This window comes from Ochrobactrum sp. AN78 (genome assembly GCF_029909885.1).
GTDB lineage: Bacteria > Pseudomonadota > Alphaproteobacteria > Rhizobiales > Rhizobiaceae > Brucella > Brucella quorumnocens.
Map to the genome: position 1 here is coordinate 51,579 of NZ_JASAMU010000008.1, position 14,598 is coordinate 66,176.

Here is a 14,598-nt window from a genome sequence, read left to right on the forward strand (position 1 = left end):
TCGACGTCGGCTTTGAGTATTTTGTCTAAGCCGCATGGGTGCCTTCAATTTTTGCCGCGTTTGGCTGATGCCGCACGCAAGTCGGAGCAGCAATAATGATGCATGATGATACGCATGGACACGATAGTCATTCTGAAGAACGCGATCACGATTATGATGATGGTCATCATCATGAACCTTATGTGGAGGATTATTTTCTTGGCCAGACGATTGGTGTTGAGCGTTTGTCGCCGTCGCTTGTTCGGGTCGTTTTAAAGATCATTGATGGTGAACGCCTGATCCCATCGGGCCATAATGATGAGTGGGTGCGGCTTGCATTAAGAGCTGATCCCGACACGCCTGTTACGCTTCCTGTTGTTATGGAGAATGGCAAATGGGGCCGACCGGATGGGTCAAAACATTGTCCAAACCGTCCTTATACGATCCGTCGCTGGGATGCGTTACGCTGCGAGATGACCATTGATATCGTTGTGCATGAAGGCGGGGTTGCTGCAGGTTGGGCCATGAATGCCAAAGTGGGTGATGTGGTGGGTATTTGTAACCCTGAAGGCCATTTATGGATTCCCAAGGGGAGTGAGTGGATCTTGATGATCACCGACATCACAGGTCTGCCCGCTGTTGGTCGTGTTCTGGAAGAACTACCCGAGGGGTTTAAAGCGGTTGTGCATGTGGAAGTACCGCATGATGCCGATAGGCAGGAGATCGCCACCAAAGCCAATGCGGATATTCACTGGCATGTCTGTCATGGCGTGAGGGAAGAGCGTCCGGGCTATACGGAACTGCCACGCATCGCTCAGAGCATTGAGCATCTGCCGGATGGTTCAGGCTATATTTTTATCGCCGGTGAAGCGCGTGCCGTTTCGAATTGCCGCAAGCATTTTCGCGATACGCTTGGCTTCAACAAAAAGCGTATTGATGCGATCGGCTACTGGATTGAAGGGCAGGCGCGGGTCTGATGTGCATGGAAAAAAGAATGCAAGCATGACAGAGCGGGATGTGACGAGTTCTGCCTCAGGTCGGGTTGAGAAGCAGAACGATGATCAGAAGAGCGGGTCGTTCGCGCAAGCTCCGGTCCTGGAACTGCCGGGGAGTACTCCCGCTCGGACAAGGCAGGCTGGCCTTCTGTTTTTGCTCTGCGGACTTGGCGTGTTGATTTTGGTCTGCTTTGTCAGCCTTGTTGTGGGAACGCGGATGCTTTCGCCTTTCTTGTTGGTTGATGCCTTGTCTGGGCAGGATAAGACATCCACTGAACAGATTATCCTTCTTAATTACCGTCTTCCAAGAACTCTACTTGGGCTATTATGCGGCGCAGCCTTTGGCGTTTCGGGTGCCCTTATTCAGGCTGCAACCCGTAATTCCCTGGCTGATCCCGGTATTTTAGGCGTGAATGCCGGTTCTGCTTTCTTCGTTACACTAGCAGTCGGCCTTTTGGGCTGGCAGTCGATTGATACCTATATCTGGGCAGCCTTCGCTGGTGCGATTGTGATTACATTGATTGTCTATGCGCTGGGTGCCACAGGTCAGGAAGGTGCAACGCCCGTCAGGCTTGTTCTGGCTGGTGTCGCGCTTTCAGCGGTTCTCGGCGGCATTGGTTCTGCCATGGCATTGCTCAATCCGCAGACCTTTGATGCGCTACGCAGCTGGTCGATTGGTTCACTTGCTGGCCGTGACATGCATGTGGTGACACGGGTTGCGCCGTTCATTGTCATAGGGCTTGTCGTCGCATTGTTTGCAGCGCGACCGCTTAATGCGGTGGCACTTGGTGATGATCTGGCGCGCTCATTGGGAACCGATATTCTGCGCGCCCGCATTCTTGTGGTGACTGCCGTCACGCTGCTTGCAGGAGCGGGAACTGCAGCATGTGGTCCGATTGGTTTTGTCGGATTGATGGTGCCACACGTGGTGCGATGGTTTACCGGACCCGACCAGCGCAGGATTATCGCGTTGACGCTCGTTTTTTCACCGATCCTCTTGCTCAGCGCTGATATTACCGGGCGTCTGGTACTTTATCCGGGAGAGCTTGAAGCCGGTATTGTCACGGCCTTCATTGGCGCACCGGTGCTCATTGCGCTGGCACGCCGCAGAAAGGTGAGCGGACTGTGACCCAAACAGAGCGCTCACGCCCCACGACCATCAAACCAATTGGCAGCAGAACGCCTATGCGCCTTTTTGGGGATCGGTTCTCTCTTCATCTGCATCGCCGCAGCCTGCTGACTGGGTCTGCTCTTCTTGCCCTGATCCTGCTTGTTGCAATAGCCTCGCTCACCAGTGGAAGCTATCCAATACCGATCCCTGATGCGCTGCGTGCTTTACGCGGCGAAGGCGACGATATGGTGCGGACGATTGTTATCGAATGGCGATTGCCGCGTGTTCTGCTCGCTGTTTTTTTGGGCGCATCGCTTGGCATGAGTGGCGCTATCTTCCAGTCACTGACCCGCAATCCTCTAGGCAGTCCAGATATTATCGGCTTTGCAGCCGGGTCTTATAGCGGGGCGCTGATTGTCATTTTGCTTTTGTCGGGCGGCTATTACGAGACTGCAGCGGGTGCTTTGATTGGAGGGGTTCTCACGGCTCTTGCCGTTTATCTGTTTGCATGGCGCAATGGCATGCAGGGCTTCCGGCTGATCATTGTCGGTATCGGCATCTCGGCCCTGCTATCCGCTTTCAATAGCTGGATGATCAAGGCGGCTGATCTTAATGTCGCTATGTCGGCTGCCATTTGGGGGGCTGGTTCGCTCAATGGACTCGGTGTTGATCAGCTTGTCCCAGTTGCGATTGTTCTCATCATCATCATGCCGCTGACCATGCTGCTTGCCCGGCCAATGCGACAGCTCGAAATGGGAGATGATGCAGCGCGCGCCTCAGGTGTGAATGCCAATCGAACGCGGGTGTCGCTGATGATCCTTGGTGTTGCACTCACTGCAATCGTTACAGCTGCGGCTGGTCCGATTGCCTTTATTTCGCTTGCCGCGCCGCAGATTGCTCGACGTATCACCCGCTCTGCCGGAGTTGCCCTGATCCCCTCCGCTCTTACCGGAAGCGGGCTGCTCATAAGCGCTGACTATGCTGCACAACATGCCTTCGCAACACAACTCCCTGTTGGCATCATGACTGTCAGTATCGGTGGGGTATACTTTCTGACATTGCTAATCCGGGAAGGGCGTAAATGACCTATACGTTGAACGCTAAATCGCTTCATACAAAGTTGGGGCTGCCCACTACGCATAGTCTTGAATGCCGTTTGAAAGCGGATGATGTCACGCTAAGCTATGACGAGCGCACAATCTCAAGCAGCTTGACTGTCTCAATCCCGGACAAGTCCTTTACTGTTATTGTTGGTCCCAATGCCTGTGGTAAATCGACGTTGCTTCGGGCATTGTCGCGCTTGCTGAAGCCCTCAAATGGCGATGTCATAGTGGACGGCAAAAACATTCATACATTCAAAGCCAAAGAAGTGGCGAGCCGTCTCGGCCTTTTACCCCAAACCTCAATAGCACCCGACGGCATCACAGTTGCTGATTTGGTGGCGCGCGGACGCTATCCACACCAGTCGTTTTTCCGGCAATGGTCAAGAGATGACGAAGACGCTGTCATCGCATCCATGCAAGCAACGCGCATCTGGGATCTCTCGGCACGATTGGTAGATGAACTCTCAGGCGGCCAACGGCAGCGTGTTTGGGTCGCGATGGTGCTGGCACAGCAAACGCCGATATTGCTGCTTGATGAGCCAACGACGTTTCTTGATATCGCCCATCAGATTGAGTTGCTTGATCTTCTTGCCGAGCTCAATGCCAGTGGCCGCACAATTGTAGCGGTTCTGCATGACATCAACCAAGCCTGCCGTTACGCATCGCACCTGATTGCGATGAAGGATGGGGCGATTGTTGACCAAGGTGATCCATCCGCGATCGTCACCGAACCACTCATAGAAGATGTTTTTGGATTGCCATCGATCATTATTCCCGATCCGGTTTCAGGCACGCCATTGATTGTGCCAAAGGGAAGACGCGCAACAAGCACCTTAAACAACCCGGGCACTTCATCCAATCTGAGCACTTCTGGCTTGGCTCACACGATCAAGGAGCCGCGTCATGGCTGATCTTCTCAAGCGTTTTGCCGCCTACTACCGTCCGCATCGGCGTTTGTTCGTGCTCGATTTTTCTTCCGCAGTTGTTGCCGGTTTGTTGGAACTGGCGTTTCCGATTGCTGTAACGCTGTTCATTGATCGCCTGCTGCCCAGCAATCAACTTGGCATAATAGCACTCGCTGCTCTGGGGCTTCTGTTGATTTATCTGGTCAATGCCGGCCTCCAGATCATTGTCACCTATTGGGGGCATATGCTTGGTTTGAAGATTGAGACCGAGATGCGCAGGAAAGCCTTCGATCATTTGCAAAAGCTTTCCTTCGGCTTCTTCGATAATCAAAAGACCGGCCATCTCGTAGCCCGTCTGACCAAAGATCTCGAAGAGATTGGCGAGGTCGCCCATCATGGTCCTGAAGACCTGTTCATTGCGCTTATGACGTTGATCGGGGCTTTTTTCTTGATGCTCTGGGTGCATGTTCCGCTTGCACTGATTACCGCAACTATCGTGCCTGTTACCGCCATTGTCACAACAATCTACGGCAAGCGCATGACTGCCAATTCGCATGCGCTCTATCGTCGGGTGAGTGAGTTCAACGCGCGTATTGAAGAGAATGTCGGTGGCATTCGCGTCGTACAGGCATTTACCAATGAGGATCACGAACGGGCCCTTTTTGCCGAAAATAACCGTAACTACCTGCGTACCAAGCTCGAAGCCTATAAGGTGATGGCAGCATCGATGTCGCTGTCCTACCTATCCATGCGTTTCGTCCAGGTCGTCGTTATGCTGGCAGGCGCTTGGTTTGTCGTTCGCGGTGAATTAACCGCGGGCGGCTTCGTGGGTTATCTGCTACTCGTGGGCGTGTTCTTTCGCCCAATTGATAAGATTAATTCGATCATCGAAACTTATCCGAAGGGCATCGCTGGCTTTCAACGCTACCTACAATTTCTTGATACGAGGCCGGACATCGCCGATCGTGACGATGCCCATGCTGTCACTCGTTTGAAAGGCAACATCGAGTATCGCGATGTGCGTTTTGGCTACAATCCCGACAGACAGATATTGGATAGTTTAGATCTGTCCATTCGGGCTGGCGAAACGGTTGCCTTTGTCGGTCCGTCGGGTGCGGGAAAGACAACGATTTGTTCGCTGCTGCCGCGGTTCTACGAAGCAACACACGGTTCGATCAGCATCGATGGCATGAACATTCAGGATATGACGCTTAAATCCCTGCGCGCCAATATCGGCATTGTGCAACAGGATGTGTTCCTGTTTGCAGGTACGATCCGAGAAAACATTGCCTATGGTAGGCTCGGTGCAACGGAGGCAGAAATTATCGACGCATCCCGGCGCGCGCGCTTGGAACGTGTCATCGCATCACTCCCTGGTGGTTTTAATACTGTCATTGGCGAGCGTGGCGTCAAGCTATCCGGCGGGCAGAAGCAGCGCCTTGCTATCGCACGCATCTTTCTGAAGAATCCCCCAATTCTTATACTCGACGAAGCAACCTCAGCACTCGATACCGAGACCGAACGTGCAATCCAGCAATCACTGGCCGAATTGTCTGAAGGCAGAACAACACTGATAATCGCCCATCGTCTTGCCACAATCGCCAATGCTGATCGCATTCTGGTTGTCGAGACCGGAAAGATCGCTGAAGAAGGAACCCACCAAGAATTGCTGTCGCTCAAAAATGGCCATTATAGAAATTTGCAGCGCGCTCAAAGTTGTAACCAGGCCTCTTAAGAGCAGTTCGTCAATCCAAGATGTAGATGTGTAGTTTTTTACGAGAACGGTGTTCCATAGAAAACAATTCTTCAAGAGGGCTCGGACGAACAGCAGTTTAGGTAATAAGTGATGATTGTTTTCCAATGGCCGTCGCTTCAAGTTGATCGACTGCTCCCGGGCCCAGTGCTGCCATTTGGGTCAATCGCATGCTCTTGACTGGCAATTTTGCAATATCGCAGCGCCTATGCTCAGGACTGGTAGAGCGTCTTCTTGTCTTCGACTCAAAGACAAAACCCCAGCCCTAAATCTGTCCCGCTTACGCGTAGCGGTAATCGGGGCAGATTTGGTGGGAACGCCGGTACAAACCGGCAAGGAGTAGATGGTGAAAGTCCGTTACGATGAAGGAGTAGCGATCCACATCCACCTCGAGTCATGCGAGGGCAGTCGTGAGGCTGTACGTGAAGTGTTGACAGGGGAGCATGCAGGCCAGCCATCGAGCCGCGAAAGACTGGACATTCGCCGGTTGGCACAGGACTCTTCAATCCACCAACCGGTTCCTTTCCCCTCGGAAATAAAGCGGGTGTTTATAGAGAGGATTGCGATTGATATACTTATCTCGGTCTAAGGATTTTCTTGCGCAGAACCACATAGGGCAATTCCTCCCGATCATAAATATATCCTAAAGACTCATATAAGCGGCGAGCAGGATTTTGAGGTAAACAGCCCAACTCCAAATCGTGGCACCCAGCCACCGCTGCCTCATGTTCAAACCTGACTAAAAGGTTCGTTGCTATGCCCCTCCGTTGGTGGCTAGGTTCAACACTGATGGACGCGAGTATCGCTGTGTCGTCTTCTCTTTCCCAGAATAAATAGCCGATAGGTTCATCAAGGGTTTCGACCGTAATTGTCTGTGGAAGAACCTTCACCCACTGTTGTAAATGTCGCTCAAGGGCGGACAGCCATTTCTCCAATTGAAGTGGCTCCATAGTCTCAATGTACAGTCGCTCCAGCCGATAGATGGTAGGCAGATCGTCAGGTCGTCCACGACGAAAAGTAAACATCTGATAGCACTCCAAAAATGTTTCTATTGGCGGGGCTCATTCGCGGGATTTATTGCAAATCAACGCCGACACTTGAGCAGCAGTTGTAAAACTCGGCGAAATGATGAATACAACTTAAGTTCACTGCCGCTGCAATTGGTTTTCTTTGCGGCGCCGCCACCTGGTTAGGCACCCGCCCAAACGGTTGGCCTCCTGTTTATCCACGGCTCCGCGCGCTCTAGCTGACCTGCCAGGCTGAACAACAAGTCGTCACGGCCAAACCCGGCAAAAAATTGCGATCCGACAGGCAAGCCGGTCACAGGATCGGTCGACAGTGGTACGGACATGGCGGGGATACCTGATACATTTGCCACAGCGGTGAACGGCGAATTGCTGAACACCTTGTCCACCCAGCCTGGACCGTCGAGGTCGCTCTGCCCTTGATTGAAAGCGCCAATCAATGATGGCAATTGCGGCAGGGTGGGCGTCAACAAAATGTCAAACGATTCAAAATATGTGCCGATGGCCCGCGCGACCGTGTTCCTGACATCAAGCGCGCCGAGAAGGTTGAGGCCGCTGACCTTGCGTCCATATGTGTAGACGGCCATGGTCGCGGGTTCGAGATAGTCCGCTGTCGCACCGCGACCCATGGCGGCTGAAATGGCATCGATCCAGGCTGTCGTGTTCACGGTGAACAGTTGGGTATTGGCAAACACAAAGGCTTCCCAGGAGACACCAATGTCGAGCGTCACATCCTCGACAGCATGACCAAGTTGGTCGCACAACTGCGCTACGGCTCCCAACGCAGCCGCAACAGGAGCCGAGGTGCGAACGCCGTTCAAAGGGTTTGGCATGAAGCCGATCTTGAGCCTCGCTGGATCTTGCTCGACTTTAGACAGGAAGCTCGCCTGTGGTGCCGCAGTGTAGTAAGGTTCGCCAACGCCGCCGCCCTGGACGGCATCCAGAAGTGCAGCGCTGTCCCTAACTGTTCTGCTAACACCGAGCTGGACAGCAAGGCCGCTCCAAACTTCATCGACAGCAGGTCCATTGGACACGCGGCCCCGGGTAGGTTTCAGCCCAAACAGGCCGTTCACGGATGCGGGAACACGGATGCTGCCGCCACCATCAGTCGCGTGAGCAAAAGGGACGATACCTGCCGCGACGGCGGCGCCAGACCCACCACTCGATCCGCCGGCGCTACGATCCAGCGCCCAGGGATTACGCGTAACACCGGTAGCGGCACCTTCCGTTGTCGAGCTTATTGCGAACTCCGGTGTGGTTGTTCTACCGATCGGGACAAGACCCGCATTGAGGAACCTGGACATCAAAGTCGAGTCGGAAGCTGCAACAAGGCCTTTGGCAAGACGGCTACCCAGCTCACTGGGTCGACCGGCGCGTGTGATGCCAAGGTCCTTAACGAGAAACGGAACACCCGCAAAATGTTCGCCGCTCTTTTGGTCTCGCAAGGAGGCTGGCGTCTCGTCGGCCCATGTCTCAACAACGGCGTTAATCGCAGAATTTACGCGCTCCACCGCCCTGTGGCTCGCATTGACCACCTCATCGGCGCTGACCTCTCGCTTAGCTACCAGCTCGGCTAGGCCGAGGGCGTCGAACGACACATAATCACGTAGTTTCATTGCAAAACTCCAAAATGATACTCATTGGTATCAATGATACTGTATGGTATCTTTGTCAATAGAGCTCGAATCGTAAATGGTGCCCACAATGAAGAAGCAGCCACTACGGCAACGCATTATAGAAGCGGCCTTCCGGCTTTTCGATGAAAGGGGTATTCAACACGTTTCGGTGGATGCGATCGCCGTGGCGGCCGAGACGACGAAGATGGGGGTCTATCGCCATTTCTCTTCGAGGGACGTACTCGTTGACCAGTGGTTGTCCGCGACGATTGCGAAATATCGCGGAGTCCTTGACGAAATCGAATGTCTTTATCCAGAAGATCCGCATGCCCAGCTTCGGGAATGGGTAACCCACGTTTTGGAAGGGCTTCCCACCGTTTCTTATCGGGGGTGCCCCTTTGTGAACACCATCGCAGAAGTCTCGGACCCGGAGCATCCGTTGCGCCAAAAGATTCGAAACCACAAGCTGGATCAGGTTGAGCGGTTGAAGGCCTTGTGCAGGAAGGCAGGGTTTTCCGATCCCGATGCTGCCGCGGCACACATTACGTTTATGTTGGAAGGTGCTCAGGTCGCGGCCCAGAACGGCAGTCTGCCTTCTATCGAAAAATCGCTAACCACGCTAACGCGTCAGATGCTTTCAGAACGACAATAATCCGGCCTTTCGGGTAGGGCGATATAGAGGAAGAGCTGGCCCGTACACCTCAATGCAAGCCCTGGACTCGAACGAAATTTTATCGCGATGTTCGCCTGCCCCAGAAAAGCAGGGGCCTGAATGGGGAGGATATAGCGACGCCAGATTTTGAAGGATGCTCGAGGCAACTGCAGCTGATTAACCAATGTATCGCATGAGGTCATTCCGAGGCGCCGTGGTCGCGGTCGGTCTGGTCGTGATCGGCGGTGGATCACTTTGCAACCCACCCTGAGCCTTGCTGCAGGCTGTCAGCGTGGCGCTTTGAAGAGCGACAGGGGTTTCAAATCGGGTTCGTTGATGCTCTGTGGGCACATCGCTCGTCTGCCGCGGCACGCTAATGACCGCCAAATCCCATCAGTTGGCGTGTGTAGTCCGCGGTCGGCTTCCTGGACACCTGGTCGGTCGGACCGGTTTCAGCTCTACGACCGCCCCGCATCACGACAAGGGTGTCGGAAACGTGCTGAACAACCTTGAGACTGGGTCACAAACAGCATCGACGGTCCGAACTCCTGCTTGAGATCGGCGAGGAGGTTGAGAATTTGCACCTGAACGGAGATGGCGAGCGCCGATGTCGGCTCGTCCAGGATGAGGAGTTTCGGGCTGAGCATCAGCGCCCTGGCACACAGCATACCGTCTGAGAGTTCGTGCTGATAGCTGTTTATCATCCACTGTGCGTCAGTCAGACTGGAGGCGGCCCAACAGCTCATCTGCGTTCGCGCGATGCTGACCGCGCGGCAAGCTCGTATGACTGCGCAGGATGTCGTCCATTTGCCGACCGATCCGCAGCAAGGGATCTAGTGCGGCGGCAGGATGCTGCGAAATCATGGGCTTGGGAGTATTCAGATCGACGCCACAAGTGCATTCAACGTACGCAGGACTGCAGATTGCTGCCCGGCGAATGCTTCACTCGCATCGATTTGGCCGGAGTTTGCCTCAATGATCGATTTCGCCAACGTGAGGGCGGGCATCTCCGAGACAACGTGCATCTTGATGCCGGATAGGACTTGATAAAGTTGAGCGGCGCACTTGCCACCGCCGTGCCCACCATAAGTGATAATCGCAGCCGGCTTATCGCACCATTCCCTGTAGAGGTGATCGATCGCGTTTTTAAGGGCCGCTGGATAACCCCAATTGTATTGAGGCGTTACAAATACAAACGCATCTGCCAGTGATACTTTTGTGCTCCAGGCGTTCGTCTCGTCGGTAGAATAGCCAGAATGCGCAGGAATGTCGGGTTCGGCATCCATCGGAAGTGGCCAGTCACGAAGATCAATAATTTCAAATGTCACCGCGGGGATCGTCTTTTTCCCCAACACCGCAACCCAGTCTGCAATCGTGGGGGAAAGCCGGTTCCGGCGAACACTGCCCATAATGATATAAATGAGTCTGTCTGTGACCACATCAATCTCCGGCTTTTTGCGCCTATCCAACGAACCTGCGCTGAAAAGCACATTGAATGAAAAGATTACACCACAGCCAAGACGCCGAATACACCCAAGTGCGCTTAGATCTTTAAAGCGAAGAAGACATTATCAGTTGCCACTTGATCCGCATCAGCCCCTATGTCACGCAACGCCAGTGCCGTGCGCTCACAATGACCGCGACAAGCGATATCCCTAATCGGGGCAAATCCGGCGTGGCCATTTACATTTCGGCTATCGCTTGGCGCATCGGGACTGCATTGGTTGCTGAGCTTGAACGCATGCATCCACGTTTGCTAATTGATCGTCATAACTTGGCAACTCCGCACGAGGCCAAATGAAATCAGTGTCAGGCATTCTGCTCGCGCCCCGGGCGCAGCTGATCCAGTATGAGATCAGCCAGCGCCCGTAAAACCGGATCGTTCGCTCGATCGATCGAACAGACAATATAATATTCTCGCGCTGCGTTGATAGTTGTGTTGAAAGGCTGAATTAGCCTTCCGTCGTTCAAATAGTTTCTCGTGAGGACGTCCGACACCAAAGCTACGCCGCGACCTTGAACGGCCGAGGCGATTGCTTGTGCAACCGAGTCCACGCGGACACTTATGTTTCCCTCGAGCGCGATTCGAGCTGCTACGGCCCATTTTGCCCATTCTTCACCATCGTCCTCGTGCAACAGCGCTACAGCGCTTAGCTTTCTATCGCGACTACGGAGGTCGAGGCGAGGAAACAGTGTCGGTGAACAGACGGCGCAGAGGCGAACCTCACTAAGCGAGCGCCAGTATTTTCCGGTAAAAGGTGGGTTATCGTAAACGACCGCCAAGTCGTTGTGATCCCAATTTACTTCTGCAGCCGTCTTTGCCTCATTGATGGTCAGAGTGGCGATTTCGTTTGATTGAGCAAAATCGACCAGAGCCGCAGTAAGCCATGCAATGCCGAGAGCAGTCGGTACAGAAACCGACAACGAAGCTGGTTGACTGCCGGAAGTTAGTTTTTGCGATGCCCGAGTCGCTGTGTCTAGCTGTACGAGGGTTAGGGCGACAGTTTGTGAGAAATCTCTGCCCGCCTGGGTGAGAGCGACCTTCCTTCCAGACTTTTGGAACAAAATGATACCCGTTGCATCGCTTAGCTTCTTCAACTGGAGGGAGATCGCGCTTGGGCTCAGGTTTAACTCTTCTGCTGCGTGCCGCACACCACCAAGGCGCGCAGTTGCTTCGAAAGCGGGAAGGTATTGCAGGTAGGGCGGAAGGCGGCTCATGCGGAAACCATTCAAACTGTTTGGAAAATTAGAACAATATTGGTGATTATAAATTGATTTTTTCAAACTGTTAAGAGTGATATTCAACGACAAAGAGGAGATCATTTATGATATCGGCAAAGCCATTCGATTATCCCTACGATGGGAAACTTGATCCAAGCAAAACCGCGCTCGTCGTAATAGACTTGCAAGAGGATTTTCTTTCGACCACTGGGTATTTTGCCCGGCAAGGTTATGATCCCACACCCCTTCGTGCAATCCTTCCAGCCGTAAACCAGCTGATCGCTGCGTGCCGCGGAGCGGGGATCAGTATCATTCATACACGCCAAGGATACCGTGAAGATCTGGCGGACATGACGCCTTACGAAAAATGGCGCAGACAACGATCTGGCCTGGACGGAACGAAAGCGCTTCTGCGGTCCAGCCCCGGATTTCAGATCGTTCCTGAGCTTGATGTGGATCCGCAGGACATCATTGTCGACAAGACTTGCAACAGCGCCTTCACCTACACGGATTTCGAGCACGTACTACGCGCTAGGGGCATCACGCACCTGTTGTTCTCAGGTTGTACCACTGATGTCTGCGTTCATACGACATTGCGTGAGGCCTGTGACCGTAACTTCCAATGCCTGACTATTTCCGACGCCTGCGCCAGCGGGGACCAGTATGCTCATGAGGCCGCTCTACACATGGTCACCGTCGAGAACGGAATTTTCGGAGCGCTGACGAATTCGGGAGCGGTTCTTGAGGGCCTGCAAAAGCTGGAGGCGTCGGGCAGATGAGCGAGGTGCAGAAATATGTCTCGCTTATGCGCCTGACGCAAAAAGGGCTCGACGAATTGACCCATAGCGGGAAGCGCCGGAAGGTCAGCGAAGATCGCGTCGCAGCGCTTGGTGGAAGGTCGATCGCCTTTTATGCCCTGCTGGGGGCCTATGACTTCATGCAGGTTTTCGAAATGCCGAGCAATGATGCGATGATGCAGTACGTGCTCACGGCGCGCCGAGACGGGCATGTCGAGCCGCTGATCCTCCCCGCCTTCGACACCGAAAAGTATGGCGAAATACTCAACGCCCTCGGGCGACCGCTCGCGTAACTATTCGCAAGCGCCACAAGGCGACGATGCTGTCGTAAGGAGGTCGTCAGCCAAAATGCACAGGCTTGAGCACCGAAAACCAAAAAAGGGGAACCTGGGTATGAAAGCAACATTGGGAAGAAAAATTTCGCTGCTTGCAGCGACTGCGCTTATTGTCGCCGTGAGCGTCGACGCCTCCTTTTCCGCTGACAAAAGGCCCGACTTCGCCTCCGGCGGCGTCTTGAAAGTATGCACCAACGGCGAATTCCCGCCGTTGGAATACTATGAAAACCCCGGAGACAAGCAACTTGTCGGTTTTGAGATTGACGTCTTGGATGCGATCGCCAAGCATTGGGGCGCAAAGGCTGAGTACGTTGTCGGTGACTTCAAAGGTCTACTTCCCTCGCTGGACTCCAAACGCTGTGACCTCGTCGCAAGCGGAATCATGATCACTCCGGCACGTCTCGAGAAATATGATGGCGTCCCATATTTTGGGTCTCATGTTGTGTTGGTCACCGCGGCTAGTGACAAGGAGACAAAAGTTCCCGCCGATGTCAGCGGCAAGACCATGGCGATCGAAGCTGGTACCACCTACGAAAAGACGGTTGCCGATCTCAATGCAGAGCTTGAAGCGGCTGGCAAAGCACCGGTTCAGACGCAAACCTATCCGTCAGCTTCCGCCGTGATTGAGCAGATCTTAGTTGGCCGTGCGACCGCGACGATAACCCAAGATACCACAGCCGCCTACCGCATGTTGCAGGTGCCCGACAGCTCGGCATTCGCTACACATATGAGGAGAGCGAAAATTACGGCATTTACTTGCGTAAAAGCGATGGTGACCGACAGCTGCTCAAGGAAGCGCTCGAGGCTCTGCGGGCCAGTGGCGAGATGAAGGCGTTCCTTATGAAGTGGAAACTGCCGGAAACCTCCACCGACATCTCCCATGACGATAAGCAGGCAGGTTAAATTGTTCCAACTCGACCTCTTCCTACATGCCGTCTTCAGTACCCCTCTTTTCAAAGGGGCGCTCCTGACAATTGGCCTCTCAATTTGTGTTATGGCCCTAGCCCTGGTCATGGGCCTCGGGCTGGGGTCAATGGCAAACTCAACACGCGCGCCTGTTCGTTGGCTTGCGACGTTTTACGTTTGGCTTTTCCGGGGTTCACCTGCATTGCTGGTGCTCCTCTTTGTCTGGAACGGTCTGCCGCAGATCTCGCCAGCGTTTCGAGGGAGTTGGTTCACACCATTCTTTGCTGCTTTCACGGCACTGTCCCTGATCCAGATTGCTTATCTAGCCGAAATACTGCGTAGCGCCTTTGCTGCCGTCGGTCGCGGACAACAAGAGGGCGCGGCTGCTCTCGGAATGCACCGCTGGCAGACTTTCCTAATTATTAACCTGCCCCAAGCGCTGAGGATCGCCGTCCCTGCACTGATGAACGAGTTCATCTCTCTGTTGAAGACCACGTCGCTCGCGACCGTCATTTCACTTAAGGAGTTAATGACGGTCTCACAGTTCGCAATCGCTACGAGCTTCCGCTTCCTCGAATGGTATGGAGCAGCTCTGGTCTACTATCTTGCAATCGTCTCCGTGCTCACACTAGCACAGAACCGTATCGAGTATGTGCTTTCGCGCGGCTATCGTTAATCATCACAAATCTACAGGTGCAAC

General features: G+C 53.8%; 15 protein-coding genes. 10 read left to right on the forward strand and 5 right to left on the reverse strand.

Annotated features, from left to right (window positions below):
* The first annotated feature begins 95 nt into the window (after positions 1 to 95).
* From QBD00_RS15650 to QBD00_RS15670, 5 genes are read left to right on the forward strand one after another with little or no spacing between them, the layout of a single operon-like run.
* Positions 96 to 956, forward strand: a complete 861-nt coding sequence (locus tag QBD00_RS15650; protein WP_318579989.1) for a siderophore-interacting protein — start codon at positions 96 to 98, stop codon at positions 954 to 956.
* A gap of 25 nt (positions 957 to 981) precedes the next feature.
* A complete protein-coding gene (locus QBD00_RS15655) occupies positions 982 to 2,103 on the forward strand; it encodes a FecCD family ABC transporter permease (RefSeq protein WP_318579990.1) in 1,122 nt (373 codons plus the stop codon).
* The gene (locus tag QBD00_RS15660) at positions 2,100 to 3,170 is read left to right on the forward strand and encodes a FecCD family ABC transporter permease (protein ID WP_318579991.1); all 1,071 of its coding nucleotides are present in this window, start codon (positions 2,100 to 2,102) and stop codon (positions 3,168 to 3,170) included. The genes QBD00_RS15655 and QBD00_RS15660 overlap by 4 nt, the downstream gene beginning before the upstream one ends.
* Entirely contained in the window at positions 3,167 to 4,099 is a 933-nt protein-coding gene (locus QBD00_RS15665) for an ABC transporter ATP-binding protein (protein WP_318579992.1), read from the forward strand. Before QBD00_RS15660 ends, QBD00_RS15665 begins: the two co-directional genes overlap by 4 nt.
* Positions 4,092 to 5,828, forward strand: coding sequence for an ABC transporter ATP-binding protein (locus QBD00_RS15670; RefSeq protein ID WP_318579993.1), 1,737 nt, complete (start codon positions 4,092 to 4,094; stop codon positions 5,826 to 5,828). The genes QBD00_RS15665 and QBD00_RS15670 overlap by 8 nt, the downstream gene beginning before the upstream one ends.
* A 593-nt stretch (positions 5,829 to 6,421) precedes the next feature.
* Here QBD00_RS15670 and QBD00_RS15675 read toward each other — a convergent pair.
* Together QBD00_RS15675 and QBD00_RS15680 are read right to left on the reverse strand one after the other, a co-directional pair.
* On the reverse strand, positions 6,422 to 6,871 hold the full coding sequence (locus QBD00_RS15675; RefSeq protein WP_318579994.1) for a GNAT family N-acetyltransferase: 450 nt from the start codon (positions 6,869 to 6,871) through the stop codon (positions 6,422 to 6,424).
* Positions 6,872 to 7,035: 164 nt separating this feature from the next.
* The gene (locus tag QBD00_RS15680; RefSeq protein WP_318579995.1) at positions 7,036 to 8,487 is read right to left on the reverse strand and encodes an amidase; all 1,452 of its coding nucleotides are present in this window, start codon (positions 8,485 to 8,487) and stop codon (positions 7,036 to 7,038) included.
* Between the two features lie 88 nt (positions 8,488 to 8,575).
* Here QBD00_RS15680 and QBD00_RS15685 point away from each other — a divergent pair, with 88 nt between their 5' ends.
* On the forward strand, positions 8,576 to 9,139 hold the full coding sequence (locus tag QBD00_RS15685; RefSeq protein WP_318579996.1) for a TetR/AcrR family transcriptional regulator: 564 nt from the start codon (positions 8,576 to 8,578) through the stop codon (positions 9,137 to 9,139).
* Between the two features lie 458 nt (positions 9,140 to 9,597).
* Here the strand turns inward: QBD00_RS15685 and QBD00_RS15690 are convergent, their stop codons facing one another.
* From QBD00_RS15690 to QBD00_RS15700, 3 genes are all read right to left on the reverse strand, one after another.
* On the reverse strand, positions 9,598 to 9,885 hold the full coding sequence (locus QBD00_RS15690; protein ID WP_318579997.1) for a hypothetical protein: 288 nt from the start codon (positions 9,883 to 9,885) through the stop codon (positions 9,598 to 9,600).
* 132 nt (positions 9,886 to 10,017) lie between these two features.
* On the reverse strand, positions 10,018 to 10,578 hold the full coding sequence (locus QBD00_RS15695) for an NAD(P)H-dependent oxidoreductase (protein ID WP_318579998.1): 561 nt from the start codon (positions 10,576 to 10,578) through the stop codon (positions 10,018 to 10,020).
* A 370-nt stretch (positions 10,579 to 10,948) separates the two neighbouring features.
* On the reverse strand, positions 10,949 to 11,962 hold the full coding sequence (locus QBD00_RS15700; protein ID WP_318579999.1) for a LysR substrate-binding domain-containing protein: 1,014 nt from the start codon (positions 11,960 to 11,962) through the stop codon (positions 10,949 to 10,951).
* A gap of 2 nt (positions 11,963 to 11,964) precedes the next feature.
* On the opposite strand from QBD00_RS15700, the gene QBD00_RS15705 reads away from it, so the two are divergent.
* The 4 genes from QBD00_RS15705 (at position 11,965) to QBD00_RS15720 (ending at position 14,574) form a co-directional block, all read left to right on the forward strand.
* Positions 11,965 to 12,639, forward strand: coding sequence for an isochorismatase family cysteine hydrolase (locus QBD00_RS15705; RefSeq protein WP_318580000.1), 675 nt, complete (start codon positions 11,965 to 11,967; stop codon positions 12,637 to 12,639).
* Positions 12,636 to 12,950 (forward strand): GYD domain-containing protein, encoded by a 315-nt coding sequence (locus tag QBD00_RS15710; RefSeq protein ID WP_318580001.1) that lies wholly within the window; start codon positions 12,636 to 12,638, stop codon positions 12,948 to 12,950. The genes QBD00_RS15705 and QBD00_RS15710 overlap by 4 nt, the downstream gene beginning before the upstream one ends.
* 100 nt (positions 12,951 to 13,050) lie before the next feature.
* Positions 13,051 to 13,821, forward strand: a complete 771-nt coding sequence (locus QBD00_RS15715) for a transporter substrate-binding domain-containing protein (protein ID WP_318580002.1) — start codon at positions 13,051 to 13,053, stop codon at positions 13,819 to 13,821.
* A 51-nt stretch (positions 13,822 to 13,872) separates the two neighbouring features.
* Positions 13,873 to 14,574, forward strand: a complete 702-nt coding sequence (locus QBD00_RS15720) for an amino acid ABC transporter permease (RefSeq protein WP_318580003.1) — start codon at positions 13,873 to 13,875, stop codon at positions 14,572 to 14,574.
* Positions 14,575 to 14,598 lie beyond the last annotated feature (24 nt).